16 protein-coding genes and 3 pseudogenes are annotated in these 15,936 nt (G+C 40.1%); 7 read left to right on the top strand and 12 right to left on the bottom strand.

Annotated features, from left to right (window positions below):
• Positions 1–196: 196 nt before the first annotated feature.
• The 3 genes from P4361_RS09575 to P4361_RS09565 all read left to right on the top strand — a co-directional run bounded on the left by P4361_RS09575 (position 197) and on the right by P4361_RS09565 (position 2,112).
• Entirely contained in the window at positions 197–346 is a 150-nt protein-coding gene (locus tag P4361_RS09575) for a hypothetical protein (protein ID WP_156316361.1), read from the top strand.
• 74 nt (positions 347–420) lie between these two features.
• Positions 421–717 (top strand): hypothetical protein, encoded by a 297-nt coding sequence (locus P4361_RS09570; RefSeq protein ID WP_328089206.1) that lies wholly within the window; start codon positions 421–423, stop codon positions 715–717.
• A 144-nt stretch (positions 718–861) separates the two neighbouring features.
• Positions 862–2,112 carry an Nramp family divalent metal transporter gene (locus P4361_RS09565; RefSeq protein WP_256226098.1) on the top strand — a complete coding sequence of 417 codons (1,251 nt, stop codon included), beginning with the start codon at positions 862–864 and terminating at the stop codon, positions 2,110–2,112.
• A 292-nt stretch (positions 2,113–2,404) separates the two neighbouring features.
• On the opposite strand, the gene sigK is transcribed toward P4361_RS09565, so the two are convergent.
• Both sigK and P4361_RS09555 read right to left on the bottom strand, forming a co-directional pair.
• A complete protein-coding gene (sigK, locus tag P4361_RS09560; RefSeq protein WP_053357801.1) occupies positions 2,405–3,130 on the bottom strand; it encodes an RNA polymerase sporulation sigma factor SigK in 726 nt (241 codons plus the stop codon).
• 685 nt (positions 3,131–3,815) lie between these two features.
• Entirely contained in the window at positions 3,816–4,133 is a 318-nt protein-coding gene (locus tag P4361_RS09555) for a hypothetical protein (RefSeq protein ID WP_328089205.1), read from the bottom strand.
• Positions 4,134–4,567: 434 nt separating this feature from the next.
• Between P4361_RS09555 and P4361_RS09550 the strand changes: the two genes are divergently transcribed.
• Positions 4,568–5,149 (top strand): acetylglutamate kinase, encoded by a 582-nt coding sequence (locus tag P4361_RS09550; protein ID WP_256228237.1) that lies wholly within the window; start codon positions 4,568–4,570, stop codon positions 5,147–5,149.
• 837 nt (positions 5,150–5,986) lie between these two features.
• Here the strand turns inward: P4361_RS09550 and P4361_RS09545 are convergent.
• The 3 genes from P4361_RS09545 to P4361_RS23255 all read right to left on the bottom strand — a co-directional run bounded on the left by P4361_RS09545 (position 5,987) and on the right by P4361_RS23255 (position 7,763).
• Positions 5,987–6,577, bottom strand: a complete 591-nt coding sequence (locus P4361_RS09545) for a hypothetical protein (protein WP_328089203.1) — start codon at positions 6,575–6,577, stop codon at positions 5,987–5,989.
• Positions 6,578–7,375: 798 nt separating this feature from the next.
• The gene (locus tag P4361_RS23260; protein ID WP_256228202.1) at positions 7,376–7,492 is read right to left on the bottom strand and encodes a M4 family metallopeptidase; all 117 of its coding nucleotides are present in this window, start codon (positions 7,490–7,492) and stop codon (positions 7,376–7,378) included.
• Between the two features lie 142 nt (positions 7,493–7,634).
• On the bottom strand, positions 7,635–7,763 hold the full coding sequence (locus P4361_RS23255) for a M4 family metallopeptidase (RefSeq protein ID WP_425590249.1): 129 nt from the start codon (positions 7,761–7,763) through the stop codon (positions 7,635–7,637).
• A gap of 190 nt (positions 7,764–7,953) precedes the next feature.
• Between P4361_RS23255 and P4361_RS09535 the strand changes: the two genes are divergently transcribed.
• A complete protein-coding gene (locus P4361_RS09535; RefSeq protein WP_211079357.1) occupies positions 7,954–8,385 on the top strand; it encodes an ASCH domain-containing protein in 432 nt (143 codons plus the stop codon).
• Positions 8,386–8,608: 223 nt separating this feature from the next.
• Here the strand turns inward: P4361_RS09535 and P4361_RS09530 are convergent, their stop codons facing one another.
• The 3 genes from P4361_RS09530 to P4361_RS09520 all read right to left on the bottom strand — a co-directional run bounded on the left by P4361_RS09530 (position 8,609) and on the right by P4361_RS09520 (position 11,386).
• The gene (locus P4361_RS09530; RefSeq protein WP_328089201.1) at positions 8,609–9,859 is read right to left on the bottom strand and encodes an RNA polymerase sigma factor; all 1,251 of its coding nucleotides are present in this window, start codon (positions 9,857–9,859) and stop codon (positions 8,609–8,611) included.
• Positions 9,859–10,269, bottom strand: a complete 411-nt coding sequence (locus tag P4361_RS09525) for a YciI family protein (RefSeq protein WP_256228199.1) — start codon at positions 10,267–10,269, stop codon at positions 9,859–9,861. The genes P4361_RS09530 and P4361_RS09525 overlap by 1 nt, the downstream gene beginning before the upstream one ends.
• Before the next feature lie 541 nt (positions 10,270–10,810).
• The gene (locus P4361_RS09520) at positions 10,811–11,386 is read right to left on the bottom strand and encodes a dihydrofolate reductase family protein (protein ID WP_328089198.1); all 576 of its coding nucleotides are present in this window, start codon (positions 11,384–11,386) and stop codon (positions 10,811–10,813) included.
• An 18-nt stretch (positions 11,387–11,404) separates the two neighbouring features.
• Here P4361_RS09520 and P4361_RS09515 point away from each other — a divergent pair.
• Positions 11,405–11,608: pseudogene (locus P4361_RS09515) on the top strand (SAM-dependent methyltransferase); the annotation flags it as partial.
• Positions 11,609–12,166: 558 nt separating this feature from the next.
• Here P4361_RS09515 and P4361_RS09510 read toward each other — a convergent pair.
• The 3 genes and pseudogenes from P4361_RS09510 to P4361_RS09500 all read right to left on the bottom strand — a co-directional run.
• Positions 12,167–12,736 carry a dienelactone hydrolase family protein gene (locus P4361_RS09510; protein WP_256228197.1) on the bottom strand — a complete coding sequence of 190 codons (570 nt, stop codon included), beginning with the start codon at positions 12,734–12,736 and terminating at the stop codon, positions 12,167–12,169.
• A gap of 262 nt (positions 12,737–12,998) precedes the next feature.
• Positions 12,999–13,730: a class I SAM-dependent methyltransferase gene (locus P4361_RS09505; RefSeq protein WP_328089196.1), complete on the bottom strand. Its 732-nt coding sequence runs from the start codon at positions 13,728–13,730 to the stop codon at positions 12,999–13,001.
• A 233-nt stretch (positions 13,731–13,963) separates the two neighbouring features.
• Positions 13,964–14,233: pseudogene (locus tag P4361_RS09500) on the bottom strand (oxidoreductase); the annotation flags it as partial.
• Positions 14,234–14,497: 264 nt separating this feature from the next.
• On the opposite strand from P4361_RS09500, the gene P4361_RS09495 reads away from it, so the two are divergent.
• Positions 14,498–14,980: a YndM family protein gene (locus tag P4361_RS09495; RefSeq protein ID WP_328089195.1), complete on the top strand. Its 483-nt coding sequence runs from the start codon at positions 14,498–14,500 to the stop codon at positions 14,978–14,980.
• Positions 14,981–15,374: 394 nt separating this feature from the next.
• Here the strand turns inward: P4361_RS09495 and P4361_RS09490 are convergent.
• Positions 15,375–15,872, bottom strand: a pseudogene (locus P4361_RS09490) (IS110 family transposase); the annotation flags it as partial.
• Positions 15,873–15,936: the final 64 nt, after the last annotated feature.

The raw sequence follows: 15,936 nt of genomic DNA, 5'->3' as shown, positions 1-15,936 counted from the left end.
GGATCATAACTGCAAATAACAAAACTTCCTGCATATTCCGCAGCCTCCTTATGTATATTTCTTACTTCATCTATTCCCTTTAATAATAGGTTCAATCCTAATTCCTGTTTTCCTTTTAATTAAATTGTAAATTTCTTACTATTTCGTTATATTTCAAGAGAGCTTGCTTAATTCATTTTTTTAAAGGGGGAGCACATTGAAAAGGAAAAATAAAAATTTTCATGCTGCCGGTATTATCCTTACTCACCATCCTCTCGATGACACTTGTCCAGAACTTAAAAAAGGAGCGTTCACTCCCCGATCCACATTGGAGCCGCTCCGTATCTTTGCCTCTCGTTACCAGTGAAAAGCAAATTGCCTTCACTGAAGTAAAAAACGGAAAGTATCAACTCTATCTAGTGGGTGTCCGAGAAACGAAGCATGAATGACAAATTGCCTCTTTCTCCGCTTCAGCTGTCCGGAAACACGATGATCTGGCTTGACTTTGCCGGAGAAGAAAAACAAAATGAAGACCTCTACACGTTAAAAGGAACTACGACTGATCCAAAAGAAATTGAGATCCGCCGAACTTTGACCAAACAAGATTGGATCAACGCTTGTTATTCTACCCTGATGTCTGTCATCTTCTTCTTTCTCATGCTGGTCACTGCATTAGTCTGGGTCGTACCCACGATTATTTTTCTATTCATTATGTATATAGTAAATACCAATCGATAAGCCTGCTTCCTTTTTTATTTCTTATTTGTTGCATTTTCCTGATTACTCGCATATATTATAGTCAAATCTCAAAAAGTTGAACAAAGGAAACTTTTTAACCTGAAGGACACCCTGTGACCTATTTTGCAAGGAAGGTGAGCAACAATGAATAGTAAAGCACTGGCTGCTGCTATCCCTAAGAAGGGTAAATTTCGCAGAGCGTTTCCTTTTCTTGGACCAGCGTTTCTTGTGAGTGTCGGCTATATCGACCCTGGTAACTGGGCAACCAACATTGAAGGCGGCGCCACGTTTGGCTATACGCTGTTATGGGTTCTCCTGCTTAGTAATTTAATGGCGATTCTTTTACAGATTACAGCTGCCAAACTCGGAGTAGCTACAGGGAAATCATTGGCAGAAAACTGCCGCCAGCATTTTTCAAAGCCGGTTGCTGTTTTTTTATGGATAACAGCAGAACTTGCTGCCATGGCTACCGATCTTGCGGAGTTTCTCGGTGCTGCACTCGGGATCTATATACTTCTTGGAATCCCTTTATTTCCAGCCGCATTAATCGGAGCTGCTGTAACATTTGGAATCTTGCTTCTTCATAAGTATGGATATCGTTTCATCGAACAGATCATACTGGCTTTCGTGTTAGTCGTAGCCGCTGTTTATATCATGGAATTATTTTATGCTAAACCAGATTTTGCCCAAGTAGGCTATCATATGGTTGTGCCTCAACTTAATTCAGCCAGCATCTTAGTGGCCATCGGTATGCTCGGTGCGACCGTGATGCCGCATAATATCTTTCTTCACTCTTCGGTAGTGAAAAATCGTTTGAAGAAGGACCAGCCAAAACATAATCATCGCGTATATAAGTTTGCCATCGTAGATTCCCTTCTTGCTTTGAACATTGCCTGGTTCATTAACTCGGCCATGATCATTGTCGCAGCTGCAGTCTTTTTCAAAAATGGAGTGAGCGTCAAATCGATCGAGGATGCCTATTCAACGCTTACTCCTCTGCTTGGCGGGTTTGCCAGCCTTGCTTTTGCGATCGCGCTGCTCTCAGCCGGCCTATCGTCCTCAGTAACAGGAACAATGGCAGGACAGTATATATTGGAAGGATTCTTGAATGTTAAACTGCCTATCTGGGTTAGAAGGGTTGTAACGATGATTCCCGCTCTTATCATCATTGGGATGGGAATTGATACGTGGAAAGCACTCGTTGTCAGCCAGGTTGTGCTCAGCATGCAGCTGCCGTTTACGATCATTCCGCTTATCATGTTTACACGCAATAAAAAGATTATGGGCAATTATGCGAATCGTCCATTGACGAACGTTTTATTATGTATTGTAGCCACACTCATTATCTTTTTGAATGCCCTTCTGATTTACCAGACATTCGGCGGGAATTTCTAATAAACAAGAAACAAGCCAGCATAGACTGGCTTGTTTTATTATGCTTCATTATAAGAACTTGCTGAAAATAATGGCAATAACACCCAGGAGGTTCTTTAATTTAGACCCGGCAGATTTGTGAAATAAATGAATGCCCGAAAACAGATGGGAAAATGCTTGCTTATACCCTTCTGCTTTTCAATCGGCGCTTCAATCACAACCTACAACAAATCAATAAACATCGGCTAACAGAGCTTTAACAAAAATAAAAGTACTGAGTCCATTCTCTGGCCAGCACTTTTATTGTATTTAATTAATAGGAGGGCTTTTCTTTCTGCCCCTGCTGCCGGCTTCGGTAAAATTCATGAAACAGTTTCATTAAGGCCCGCTTTTCAATCCTTGATACATAGCTCCTGGAGATTCCCAGCATTTTCGCGATCTCCCGCTGTGTTTTTTCCTTCTGAAGATCCAGTCCGAACCGACCGACGATGACTTCTTTCTCCCGATCATCCAAAACATGAATGTAATCATAGATTTTCTTTTTCTGCATTTTCAGCTGAATGGCATCGACGACATCCTCGGTTTCCGCTTTCAGGACATCAATCAAGGTGATTTCATTGCCTTCCTTATCGGTACCGATCGGATCATGAAGAGAAACATCTTTCTTGGTCTTCTTTAACGCACGCAAATGCATAAGAATCTCATTTTCGATACATCGCGCAGCGTACGTCGCAAGCTTCGTTCCCTTCCCTCTCGAATAACTTTCAATTGCCTTGATCAGCCCAATGGTTCCGATTGAAATCAGATCTTCGGTATCTTCACCTGTATTTTCAAATTTCTTTACTATATGTGCAACCAAACGCAAGTTGTGTTCGATCAGTTTGCTTCTGGCCTCCTGATCTCCCTCGGCCATCAGCTTTAAGTATTCTTTCTCCTCATTTTCGGAGAGGGGTTGCGGAAACGCATTGTTTTTTACATACGAAACAAACAGCATTACCTCTTTGAAAAAGTACGCTAACACGGCTAGCAACCCGGACATACAGACACCTCCCGGCTTTTTTCGTTACTCTTATCTGTATGCCGGGTTGGGCTTGTTAGGTGTCTGTACTATTGTATAAACATTGTCTCGATATTCAAAATTACTATAGTGGTCTGTGCAAAGCTACACTTGATTTATCAAAGTGCATTTTAAAAAATGTGGATCTGAAAACTATTCTTCCGGCATTCCTTGATCTGATCTTCCAAGATGAAGCCTTTTTTCACCTGCTCCTCTGTACTCACCCTTGGGTGTGAAAATTTGGTAACATGGTGAAAAATAGGAATTTTAACTACTTAACGTACTGTTAATCCGGTTTGCTTTGCTAATTCTCCAACTCTCCATTTTCTATTAATGATCATCCCCTCATGTCAACGATTCATTATTGCCGGCAACTTTACTATACAACCTGACGCAACGTTAGCTTCAAGTGTTTTCCTCATTTTTTATTTTTGATTTTAAGTTCCCAAAAGGATAAAGAATTTTATGCTGAATATATTGTCTGTTAATTAAATGACTCTCAATAAGCTATCTGGCCCAATACAAAAAGACGCCACCTTAATAAAGAAGGTGCCCAATTGCAGAAGATTAAAATTGCTCTTTAGTTATTGTGCGCTTAGCGGAGAGAAAGAAATGGATGTACGGTGACTCAGCCCTCTTGATCGTAGGCGGTGGGATGGCGTGGCTGTTAAATTGAGAGATCAGCGCCGCTGGGAAGCTTGATGGAGATAAGCCGACCCCAACGCTGCTCGCTGATTGGCTCCGAGATCGTGATGCCCTTAGCGGTTAGTTCTGTGATCGTCTTCTCGATATCGTCGCACATCAAGTAAAACTCGTGTTTATCAAGCCCGTCTGTAGGATGCACGGCGATTTCGGCAGGAGGCAGTTTGAAGATTAGCCAACCATCGCCGGCGTCAACCCCAGCTAACCCGAGTACATCGCGTATGAATACCCGGTCTGCCTCAGCGTTGGTACTGTAGAGAATAATGTGTGCAGCATTGATCATGATTCTTCTTCACTCTCCTGTTCATCGACAGTTTCGTTTATCGATACTTTGCTCTTCGAGTTTTCTTTACTATATTGACTCCGATTCCTTATTTAACTAAACTGCACCATTACTTTAAGTGCAAATTTCACAATCTCCTCTAAAAATTAGCATAGAGATCTAATTTTCTCTTTAAATGAGTTGCTCGACAATCTGGCCCTATAATGAAAATAAGCGCTAGTCCTTGTTTCAGGAAAGCGCCCGATTGTTGTAGAAGGATCTTCATCTTCATTGCTGAGGGGTTTTTAAGTAAACGCACCCGTTACTTCAATAAGGAATTAATCTCTATCGTAAAATCAACCGATTCTTTTTTGATTAGCCAATAACTAAAGTACAAACCGCTTTTTAGAATCGGAATATACTGAATATATGTATTAGAGTAAGGGGGTGAAACCATGAATCCTCGGTCCAACTCTTCTTGTATTAGTCAACAGGAAGTTAGTTTAAAAAGTTCCATGCGTTTAGTTTGGGAACAACACGTATACTGGACAAGATTGACGATCATAAGCCTGGCTTTTAATTTACCTGATGTAGACTTTGTTACCGCACGTCTTCTCCGGAACGCTACAGATATGGGAAATTTACTAAAGCCTTACTATGGAAATAGAATAGCCGCAAAGTTCAGCAACTTAATAAGGGAGCACCTGGTAATTGCTGTGGAACTTGTCAAAGCTGCAAAAGCAGGCGATCAAATAGCTGTAGCAGCTATAGAGAAAAGATGGTATGCAAACGGAAAAGAAATTGCCGAATTCCTAAGTACAATAAATCCTTTTATATCAAAAAAGAAATTCAAAGAAATGTTTTTTGAGCATCTGGCACTTACTACATCGGAAGCAGTATTTATACTCCAACAAGATTTTAAATCAAGTATTGCTGTGTTTGATAAAATTGAGGTGGAAGCTTTACAAATGGCGGACACAATAACGGTTGGAATTGTGAAACAATTCCCCAAAAAGTTCAAATATAAGAGTTGCTGATTGCACAATAAGATTATAAAGGGCACTAATTTCAGTGCCTTGGTTATTTAGTTTTTGTGATTTCAAATTGAACTAAACTCCCTCTATGTAGAAACGGATATCTCTCGATTCCTACACTATTCTCAAGATTTCATAAAGGATTGAAGATTGAAACGCATGGATGTTGCAATAAAAATTAAATAAAGGATAATTTTGGAGTTGAAGAGAAAAAACAATTCATAGTCAACCAAACCACCACTAACCAAAAGGTGGATATTAGTTAATTTATAATCGCACTAAGTGGATTTCCACATCTCTCATGAAGGTTAACCTTCCCATATCTCACAGAGTCTTTGCTCCAAAATTCCTTCGTCCAACCTTTCCATGAGGTGGATAATTTGTCCCTTTCGCTGGCCAGCTTCAGGGCATCTCTATCTTATCAGGAGGCTATTTTTATTCTCAAACCTCGTTTTTCTTCATTACAGGAATGCTGCCCATTGGTTTAAGTAAAACGCTTCACAAATAAACTTTCAGTATTATTACTCTTCCTGGTTCCCTCCACAATCTGGCCTTAAAATGAAAAAAGCGCAATCCTTGTTCCAGGAAAGCCCCCGTTAGTTGAAGAACTTATTTTTTGGTTTGATTTAAAAATTCTACTATTAGTGCAAATAAGGCTGAAACAAAAACAATCACCATAAATGTACCATATATATATCTATGAGCTGTAATAGTCAATATTGAAACTATAAAAGATAAAACAGTTGATAAAATCAATGATATTCGTCGCATACTTTACCTCTTTTTTTCACATAAGTAATGAACCCGTTAGTAAAATAAACCCTTTGATGATGACCATTTTTAATGTTGATAATGCTCATGCACAGGGTTTTCAACAGGGCGATGATTAATCTGCTTTTTAACATAATTAACATCATAAAAAGTAGTAATCAATACGATAACTGTTAAAATAACCATTATGAAGATTGAATTGTAGGTATGATTAAAAGTGGGAGTTTCATCACTACTTTTCCTTAAAATATTACTGATTAGAAAAAAGATTAAAGACACAACTATGATATATAGGACATCCATAAACGCTAACATTATTTTAAAGTTCCCTGAAGGTAACATTTCTCCCAGCATTGCTCCCATCATGCTACCCATTAGTGAAGCTGCCATTCCTTCAATTGTTACAAACAAGCCCAACCGTTCACCTAAAAAATATCCAACAATCAAACTTAAAATCATGGCAAGAATCGTTGAAGAAGTTAAATCATTTTTATAAACAATTCCTGAAATTAATCCAATAGCCAAACTTGACACCATTCCCAATGACATCACTATTATCATGCCTGTCATGCCTGTTAATTTATCTATATTGGAAGAAATTTTGTAAATCAAGAAAGTAGTATAACCTAATACTATTAATGTACTTATAATTAATAACATCCACTAACCCCCCCTAAATAAAGTAGCTTTCACAATGAGATCCACAATTACAGCGAGAGCCACATTTACAGTAGGGATAATAATTACAGCCAGAATTACAACTCATTTTATTTTATCCCCTTCTAAATAGTTTTTCTTATTTTATACTATGAGGGATAATAAAAATTGCTTGTACATATGTCTCATATCTTGAACCACAAAAAGACTTTTATCATAAACATAGCTTTGTAATGATGAAGCTAGGAATAAGAGAGACGCTTCATGTAATAATGGGTATAAGCGTCCACCCGTTTTTGACCAAATCATTTATTGTTTGGAAGCAAACAAAAACTCGGTATATTTGAGCAAAATCGGTCACACCAAAATGAAATATACCCTTTTTGTATGTTCGATATCATAATCCATTTCTTATTTAAGAAAATGGCCCTTTAATGGAATAACAAGGCTTTGCGTTGCAGCTTCCATAAAGGGGCAATATTTGAAAGGTTGGCATGTGTTATTAGATGTTGTAATTTCTCAGCTTTTTCCACCTGCAGCTGGTCTGCATCTGCCTCAAAGGTTAAGTTCAGATTAGCGATGCCTCCGTCACAGCAGAATTGGATGTGCTGTTAGTTTAATCCCAATTTAGATAAGTTAAGGCGGTAATCCAACTGCATGAAAAGCAGATTCTACTGTTTTTGTAGCCGTTTGGGGGATTTTTCCCCTATCAGCAAGTTTTTGTGTTGCTTTTAATACGAGTTGGACAAATTGATTGAAATTTGTCGCGGCAAACAAGTTTTGCATGGCATGGTACCATATCTAAGCCGCCTTGTAAGTGCCAATCTCCATAGACACCAGGTAAAATACTTTATTTGGTATACCGCTATTGATATGGACACCATAGTTATCTTGCGACCCTTCAAAGTAGTTTCTCATATGATCTGGCTGCAAATCCTTGCCTATTAATTTATTGTCGAAAGCTGTGCCAGGTGCTTACATAGAACGAGTGCTTGCCCTTTTAATGAGGGTCCCATTATCTCAGCACTGATTAACCAGTCTGCATCCTGTGCTGATTGTTTTAATGATATTGCTTTATAGCAATCCTAAAAACATCCGAGTGATGTTCGTTTAAAGCTCCAGGCTGCTTTTCATATTCTAGCCCGCTTGTGAACTGGGTCACTCCATGTGTAAGTTCGTGCCCAATCACATCTAGTGAGTTTGTAAAACCCAACAAAAATAGTTCACTGATTAATATATGATATTAATGATCACTGGTCATGACTCATGCCTCATAAATTGGATCTCCGTGAACTGATATTCTGCCTTTTGCTCATAATATTCCTTTACAGGGACACTCTATAATCAAAATAAACTTCTATAGGTTGGAGGCTGTCAGAATGAAGGTTTTATCAATGATCCAGCCATGGGCAAGCCTTTTTGTCCTTAGAGAGGCAACATATGAAACAAGGTCATGGAGAACGAATTATCGGGGGCCACTTGCCATTCACACAAGTAAAAAAATAGATAAAGACGTCTCTAACCATATAGCCATAAAGTCGTTGCTTGGTAAGCACGGATACACACCAGAGAATCTTCCAACTGGCCAGATCATTGCTGTATGCAAACTTGTAGATTGTTTGAAGGTAACTGAAAACAATGAGACATGGGCCATTCTGGAGGATGGTCGAATCGTATCAGGGAATGACTATTTTATGGGTGACTTTATAGTGGGAGGTTATGCTTGGGTAGTTGAGGATATGCAGATGCTGGATGAATTTATTCCAGCAAAGGGAAAGCTAGGATTATGGGAGCATGTTTTAATTTTATAGGAGCTGATACATTGCACACGATGCGCTGAATCAGCTCCTTTTTATTATAGAAAAGAAAACCCTAGGCTAGGCCTAGGGTTCCAAAAAGCTTTCAGCGTTGTATGAAAAAAACTCTCCCGAGGTGCTAAAATATTTTTGGTTCGCCAACCAAAATAACAGCATACGGAGGATTTTTTATGTCAAAAGACAATAATTGTGAAATCGACAAAACTTTAATGTATTTTTATTCCATACAATCTTTCGCCTGTTTTAATAGGAATTTCTGTTCCTGTACATTTTGTGTTAACGAAGCAGCACGCTGGAATTCTTCAAATGCTTCCCTCTTTCTCCCCAGCTTTAGAAGAAAATTACCCTTTACGCTCGGAAGCAAATGATAGTTCTTCAACGCCTGATCCAAAAGTAGAGAATCAACAATCTTTAACCCTGCCTCTGGCCCAAATGCCATCGATATAGCAACCCCACGATTCAATTCCACTATGGGAGAAGGTGCCACCTGGGCAAGGGCATCGTATAGGGCGGAAATTTCTTGCCAATCCGTTTCCGTTGCTGTTCGTGCCTTGGCGTGACAAGCAGCTATAGATGCTTGCAGTGAGTACGGACCATAGGTACCACCAATTTGCTCAATCCGCTTAAGCGCCGAAAAGCCACGGTGAATCAAAAGATCATCCCAAAGCACCCGATTCTGATCCTGAAGCAATATCGGCTCTCCCGATGGACCAATGCGAGCTTTGAAACGTGAGGCCTGGATTTCCATGAGGGCAATCAGGCCATGCACTTCCGGTTCCTCAGGGAGAATTTCCGCCAAAATCCGGCCAAGACGTATGGCTTCATTACACAGTGTTGGACGAATCCAGTTCTCACCGCCGTTTGCAACATATCCTTCATTAAACATGAGATAGATCACTTCCAGAACTGATGAAATACGGCTTGAAAGCTCAAGTCCATGGGGAACTTCAAAAGGTACCTTTGAAGCAGAAAGTGTACGCTTTGCTCTGACGATTCGTTGTGCAATGGTTGATTCCGACATAAGAAATGCTCGCGCAATTTCATCAGTCTTTAATCCGCATAACAGTTTAAGCGTTAGCGCGACTCGAGCTTCCCTGGAAAGCACCGGATGACATGTGGTGAAGATGAGACGCAGGAGATCGTCATTGATTTCCTCTTCAATTGAATCATAGTCCGTTTTTATTTTGAATTCCATATTACGCCCGATTTCCTCATACTTTTGATCACGTAATTTGTTTTGACGCAGAAAATCAATCGCCCGACGTTTGGCAACAGTCATAAGCCATGCTCCCGGTTTTTCCGGTATGCCTGACTCCGGCCATTTTTCAAGTGCAATGGCCAACGTATCTTGCGCTAAATCTTCTGCAATACTGACATCTTGAACAATTCGGGCAACACCAGCAATGATCTTGACTGATTCGACTGTCCAGACCCCTTCAATGGTACGATGGGTTTCATATGTCTTCACTACTTTGATTTCTCGCGTAATTCAGCTTCTTTTGCCAACATTTCGGTCAGCTCCGGCGCCTCAAAAACTTGACGCAATTCAATCTGACCTTCCCCATGTCCTTGCGGGTCCGGCATCCGCATCGCCCACTCAATGGCTTCTTCCCTCGACTTCACATCAATCAGAATGAACCCGGCAATTAATTCTTTCGTTTCCGTGAATGGGCCATCAGTCACCACTGGCTTTTCCCCTGGTATTGGATAGGAAATGCGAATCCCATTTGAGCTTGGATGAAGTCCTTTAGCTGCGACCCGGACACCTGCCTTAACTAATTCCTCATTGTACTTACTCATAGCTTCATTAAGCTCAGAACTCGGGCGATTTCCAGCTTCCGAATTTTTCGAGGCTTTGACAATCAACATAAACAGCATACATCTTCCTCCTTATTCTTAGTCACTTTCTTTTTAGAAGACCATTCATGCTCGGCCTTTGTATAAATACAACGAACAAGAAAAAGCAAAATCGACAACAATCATAAAAAATCTTTGTCAAATTATCTAAATGGAAATATGGGCATGTGAGTATTATTTATTCCAAATAGATTAGCTGTTATTTCACAGAAAAGCTTATACAGATCATGGTGACCACATTTAGACGTTTTTTTATAAGATTTGTACTGAATTTCGGATAGCAATACAATGTTTCACTTTTGTGATAAATACTGAAACATTTTATTTTAGAAAAACTCCTCGTTAGTTTAATAAATTCAATAAAAAAGTGCATATCTCCTTTTTAGAGAAATGCATCCGTTTGTGGAAGATCCAATCTTAACGACACGATCACCCGACAAACTGAATTAGACTGACTCGTAAAAAAAGCAGTGACGGACTAGGAACTCGAAAGACCTAGACTGCCGCTGCTTTTATTGTGCTAACGTAATCCGGTTAGCGTAATCTACTTTAGGAGACAAGTTCATCTAACCGTCTGGTAAACGAGGCCTATGGCTCCAGAATCAAATGTCTTGTTTTCGATAAGTTTAAGAATGATCTTCTCCTTGAGACCTTGGAATAACGGCAACCCGCTGCCAATCAGGACGGGTGAAACCGTAATTTTATACTCATCTATTAAATCAAGCTGCATAAGGTAGTGTGCGAACCTAGGACTTCCGAGGATGACCATATCCTTGCCTGGCTGCTCTTTGAGGTTCTTGATCTCTTTCTCGACATCTTCTTTCACCAGTCTGGAATTGTTCCATTCGACTTTCTCCAGCGTCGTGGAAAAAACGATTTTGGATGTCTTTTCGATCCACTCGGCATGATCCCGTTCATGCTGCGAAGCTGATGGGTTCGAAGGCACAGATGGCCAGTAATTGAGCATCATCTGATAAGTCCCACGTCCCCAAATAACAGTGTCGGCAGTACTCAGAATTTCTTTCGCGTGTTTCTCCAATTCAGCATCGTAGGAAACCCAGCCAATGTCCATTTCACCGTTCGGCCCTTCTACAAAACCGTCGAGCGATGCGTGCAGAAATAGAACGAGCTTTCTCATTTTCAGTTCTCCTTTGTTCATAATATTTTTGAATTAGATATTGAAGAGGGTGCATATGACGTTGTTTATGATTTGGGTTGCTTTCACCATATTGCTCCTCACCGTAGAATGAACTACATAGGTCTAATCAAGAAAGCTTTAAAACTGAATGGCTTCTTTGCAATCACCTGTTTTCTACAAGGTGGAGACTTAGGCGTAGCAGACATATACGATTGGAAAGTCTTGCAACAAAGAATCCAACATTTTTAAAACATCTTCATACCCATAAATTGTCTCGTCCAAAAATACCCCTTCCATCATACCCACACCCCACTGACCCTAATGTCTTAATATTAGATTTATTCTAACTTAAATTTTCTTTAATTAACAGAGATATCCAGTGTCCGTTATTCCATAATCCTGCTCGTTTGTCCAATAAGCTCAATAAAAAAGTGCAAATCTCCTTCATCGAGAAATGCACCCGATCGTAATATAAGGTTAGCCAGAATCTCTGTTTGACCTTTTTATGGAATAAGATTAACAGTAATAATCAATGTTTGTACTATATAAATCTCCATATAAAAAGCCTTGGCATATTCCTACACCAAGGCTTTTCGTTATTTAACCGATTGAACCTTTCATCTCGAACTTGATTAGTTTTAGGTTTTCAGGTGTTTTTGTATCTTTTCAAATCATTGGTATAATGGGATTTTTGATATTGTTTTATAATATTTCAAATTAAATAAAATAATTGTGGGTACTTTGTGGGTATTTAAAAAACAGACCTTAAAAGTTTAACAACTACTCGAGAAAGTCGAGAACCCGCTTGATCACAAGTTTCGTCGCGTCAGCATCGTAAGATGGTAAACTGCTGTCGGTGAAGAGATGTTCCTTGCCTTCGTACAGAAAAAGTTCAGCGTGATTGGCCGACGCCACAAGCTCACGGGCCGCGTTGATGTCGCCGTCTTCAACGAAAAAAGGATCTGCACTCATGGCGTGAATTTGCACAGGCAAGTCGGCCGGCCACTGAGATTCGAACGCCGAGGTCGGGAGGCAGGCATGAAAAAACAGTGCGCCTCTGGCGCCTTCACGAGTTTGAGCGAGCTGCTGTGCTGCCGGGACACCGAGTGAAAAACCAGCATAGACGACATCGCGTGAAAGCTCGCTGGCTGCCCGAACGCCGCGCGCCGTCACTTCTTCAAATCCTATTTCCTTAACAAACACCAAGCCTTCCTCCAGCGTGGAAAACATGCGGCCGTCAAATAAATCTGGCACGTGTACAGTATGTCCCGCATCTCTCAGTTGATCGGCGATTGCTTCAATCCCCTTCGTTCGGCCTAAAACATGGTGTAACAACAAAACTTCTGCCATCGTTTTTTCCTCCAATTTAATGAATTTCATAGGTCTAAGTTTCGACAAGAAAGCCTGTTTGACCTGCCAGAACTTTACGCTTTAGAAATATCTACCTTAATAAAACCCACCCTTGCTTATTCAATAATCCTGCTCGTTTGTTCAATAAGTTCAATAAAAAAGTGCAGATCTCCTTCTTAGAGAAATGCACCCGATTGTGGAAGATAATAAAGATAAAGTATCATATACAACAAATGATCTTTTTCTTATCACCTAAACATAGTTAAGCTGTCAGGCGGTGTGCAATAATAACGTATTCCAGTCCTGGACGATCAGGGGCTTCTCTTACACCTTCAACAGACAGTCCTACATCCCAAAGAGATTTGCTAATTTCCTTAAGACTCCTAAACCGCAAAGTAGAGTCTGATGTGATTATTGCACCATCGCTCTCAAAAACATAAGTCCATCGAAAAGACACCAATGAGCCTTGAACATCGGTAACATCAACCCGACCTTCGACAACGCCACTGTCAGGTATATCAATTCGCTTATAGGTATTCTCCCTGTTCCATTTCAGCCACGCCTGTGACTCAGGTTTCCGTGTTTCAAAGACCAATCGTCCACCTGACCGCAAAACATCCCGAATCGCAAGTAGAGTTTCTTTCCATTCTTCATCGGTCAGAAAGACTTGAGCAACGTTAGCAGTCATCGTTACAAGGTCAACCTTCAATTTTGGAAGGTCTATTGCATTGCCGTGAATCCATTTGACTCGGTCAGACCAATGTTTTGTTTTAGCCACCTTTAGTGAAGCTTCAGCTGGATCCATTCCAAAAACCTCGATTCCTCTGGCTGCAAGTCGACAAGCAAAAGTTCCTGTTCCACAACCAATATCAAGTACAGAAATTGCACTAAACTCGTTAATCATAGACTCGTAAGCGTCTAAATCAGAACGGTCTGAATCAAATGGATCATAGATATCAGCCAATCTAGGGTTTTCAAAAATTTCATCAGCCATTAAACTTCCTCCCACCCAATTAATTTGCTAATTTAACATAAAAAACGATATAAAACTCAACACTTTATCTCAAAGTTTAACCCTCTTTTACTATCTTGCACTTTACTTCAATAAAAAAGTACACTTCTCCTTCTTAGAGAAATGCACCCGATTGTGCCGGATTAGAAAGTACCTAAATATATAGCAACTATTTTACCTGAATTGCCCTCGCTCACTTGAGAAAAGGGAGTAGTCTAACCCTGTGCAGTTGGACGGATAATAATCTCGTTCACATCAACATCGGATGGCTGTTCAATCGCAAACGCAATCGCCCGGGCGATTGCATCCGGCGGCATAGCGATATCCTGGAACGCCTCGAGCCGGGCTTTCATCTCCGGATTTGTCATAGAATCCGCGGCATTCGTCCGTGTCATACCAGGTGAAATGATCGTCACCCGCAGCTTATCACCCGCCTCTTGCCGCAAACCCTCGGAGATGGCACGCACAGCGTACTTCGTGCCGGAATCCGTTAATCCTCCAAATCCAAGCAAAATTCTAGAACCTACGCTTCCTGTTTCTCCGCTATAATATATCGATAATGGATAAACCTACACCAACATTCATTGCAGCATTAATTAACCCGTCTTCTTATCCCTTTACGTACTTAGTACAACAACAATAAAAAATGACCTTCAAGTTAGCATCCAATTTAACCTCCTGAAATTCTTTTTATCTCAGTGTATATCTAAAAAGATTTTATCGAAAAATAAACAAAGGAGGTGTAAGAAATGAGGCATATTTTAAGAATTGTCATGAAGTTTATTGCAGCTGCTGTTGTTCTGGGCATTATCGATGCGTTGGGCTACGATTTGGGTGCTTCTGATATCCTAGGGATTTCAGCGGTATTAGCTATTGTTAGTTATGTAGTGGGTGACTTATTTTTTTTACGGGTTACCAATAACACAGTGGCAACTATTGCTGATTTTGCCTTAGCGTTTGTAATTCTCTACCTAATGATCGATAATATGACCTTTGAGGATGACGTGTTATCCGCTTCACTTATTGGCTCGATAGCAATCACAGCTTTTGAAATCTTCTTCCATCGCTTATTAGGAAAAGAACCTGGCAAACAGGCTTCCAATCAGCGACAAACCATGCAAACTGGAAGACCACAATTTCAAACAGAAGCGTCTTCTGAATTAACTCCTGTTAAACGGGATGTAAGAAGTGCTCAACAGGACAAGTCTCAGGAGAACCAAGATAAACAATAATAGTCAAAAAAGCATACATTCCAAAGAATGTACGCTTTTTTATATTATACCAATTATTCCGCTGGTGGATTTTCGACGGCAATTTGATATGCGTTCAAGATGGCATTGCTCTCTGCCGGGTTCGTAATTCCCACCGAAACCTATTCCGATACATATCAATTTATTACCCATTTCTTCAACTATCCTGCCCCGATAGTTGCATTAGAAAAAAGCTGCCTTAACAGACAGTTCCTATCTTCAGCTAAACCAGCAATGAGCAGTTCCTAGATTTGGCTTAATCCACAAAAAAATACAGCCTACGAAAAACCTTCCAACATATTTGGAGGGTTATTTGGCCTGTCGTAAAAAGTATACCACGAGAGATAATTCTTTTTAATAAAAAACTATTGACTCCTAGTATTGCAAAAATCAAGTGTAGGAGTTTATTTACACAAGCTATCATCGCTACTTTTGAGGGTTTTCCTTCATTTCGTTTTCGATCATAATATTCTTTTAACTTCTTGTTTCGAGAGCTTCTTATTCCAAAAAATACGGCCATATACAAAGCGTGTCGTAACCGGCTTGAACCTCGTTTAGTAATATGATTTATCGTAGCTGTAAACTTACCTGATGAATGGACACTCGGATCTATTCCAGCGTAAGCTACAAGTTTTTTTGGATGATTAAACCGGTCAATTTCCCCGATTTCAGAAATAATCGTGGCCGGGATTTTTTCTCCTATACCGGGAATTGATTGGATTATCTTACATTCTTCAATTTCTTCTGCCAGGACATCTATCTGCCACTCCAAGCTGGATAGGTGTTCTTGGTATTGAAGGAGCATAGTGATGTACATATCCAAACTGAATAACTGGCTTTCATAAACACCTTGTTGGAAAGGATTCCGTTTAGCCAAATAGGGAAAAATCCATTTTTAAGCGAGGCGGATCACGATTTCGAGCAACACTGAACAATTA

This window comes from Fictibacillus sp. B-59209 (genome assembly GCF_036216745.1).
Lineage (GTDB): Bacteria > Bacillota > Bacilli > Bacillales > Fictibacillaceae > Fictibacillus_C > Fictibacillus_C marinisediminis.
Note: the sequence above shows the minus strand (reverse complement) of the source record. Positions and strands in the feature narration are given on the sequence as shown.

Excerpts from the sequence above, each read along its gene's own strand:
- P4361_RS09570 (WP_328089206.1), top strand. The coding sequence starts at position 421 with ATGAATGACAAATTGCCTCTTTCTCCGCTTCAGCTGTCCGGAAACACG.
- P4361_RS09510 (WP_256228197.1), bottom strand. The coding sequence starts at position 12,736 with ATGGCAGAAGTTTTGTTGTTACACCATGTTTTAGGCCGAACGAAGGGG.
- P4361_RS09505 (WP_328089196.1), bottom strand. The coding sequence starts at position 13,730 with ATGGCTGATGAAATTTTTGAAAACCCTAGATTGGCTGATATCTATGAT.
- P4361_RS09545 (WP_328089203.1), bottom strand. The coding sequence starts at position 6,577 with ATGTTATTAATTATAAGTACATTAATAGTATTAGGTTATACTACTTTC.
- P4361_RS09525 (WP_256228199.1), bottom strand. The coding sequence starts at position 10,269 with ATGCTGTTTATGTTGATTGTCAAAGCCTCGAAAAATTCGGAAGCTGGA.
- P4361_RS09550 (WP_256228237.1), top strand. The coding sequence starts at position 4,568 with ATGAATCCTCGGTCCAACTCTTCTTGTATTAGTCAACAGGAAGTTAGT.
- P4361_RS09535 (WP_211079357.1), top strand. The coding sequence starts at position 7,954 with ATGAAGGTTTTATCAATGATCCAGCCATGGGCAAGCCTTTTTGTCCTT.
- P4361_RS09565 (WP_256226098.1), top strand. The coding sequence starts at position 862 with ATGAATAGTAAAGCACTGGCTGCTGCTATCCCTAAGAAGGGTAAATTT.
- P4361_RS23260 (WP_256228202.1), bottom strand. The coding sequence starts at position 7,492 with ATGAGAAACTACTTTGAAGGGTCGCAAGATAACTATGGTGTCCATATC.
- P4361_RS09495 (WP_328089195.1), top strand. The coding sequence starts at position 14,498 with ATGAGGCATATTTTAAGAATTGTCATGAAGTTTATTGCAGCTGCTGTT.
- P4361_RS09555 (WP_328089205.1), bottom strand. The coding sequence starts at position 4,133 with ATGATCAATGCTGCACACATTATTCTCTACAGTACCAACGCTGAGGCA.
- P4361_RS09520 (WP_328089198.1), bottom strand. The coding sequence starts at position 11,386 with ATGAGAAAGCTCGTTCTATTTCTGCACGCATCGCTCGACGGTTTTGTA.
- sigK (WP_053357801.1), bottom strand. The coding sequence starts at position 3,130 with ATGTCCGGGTTGCTAGCCGTGTTAGCGTACTTTTTCAAAGAGGTAATG.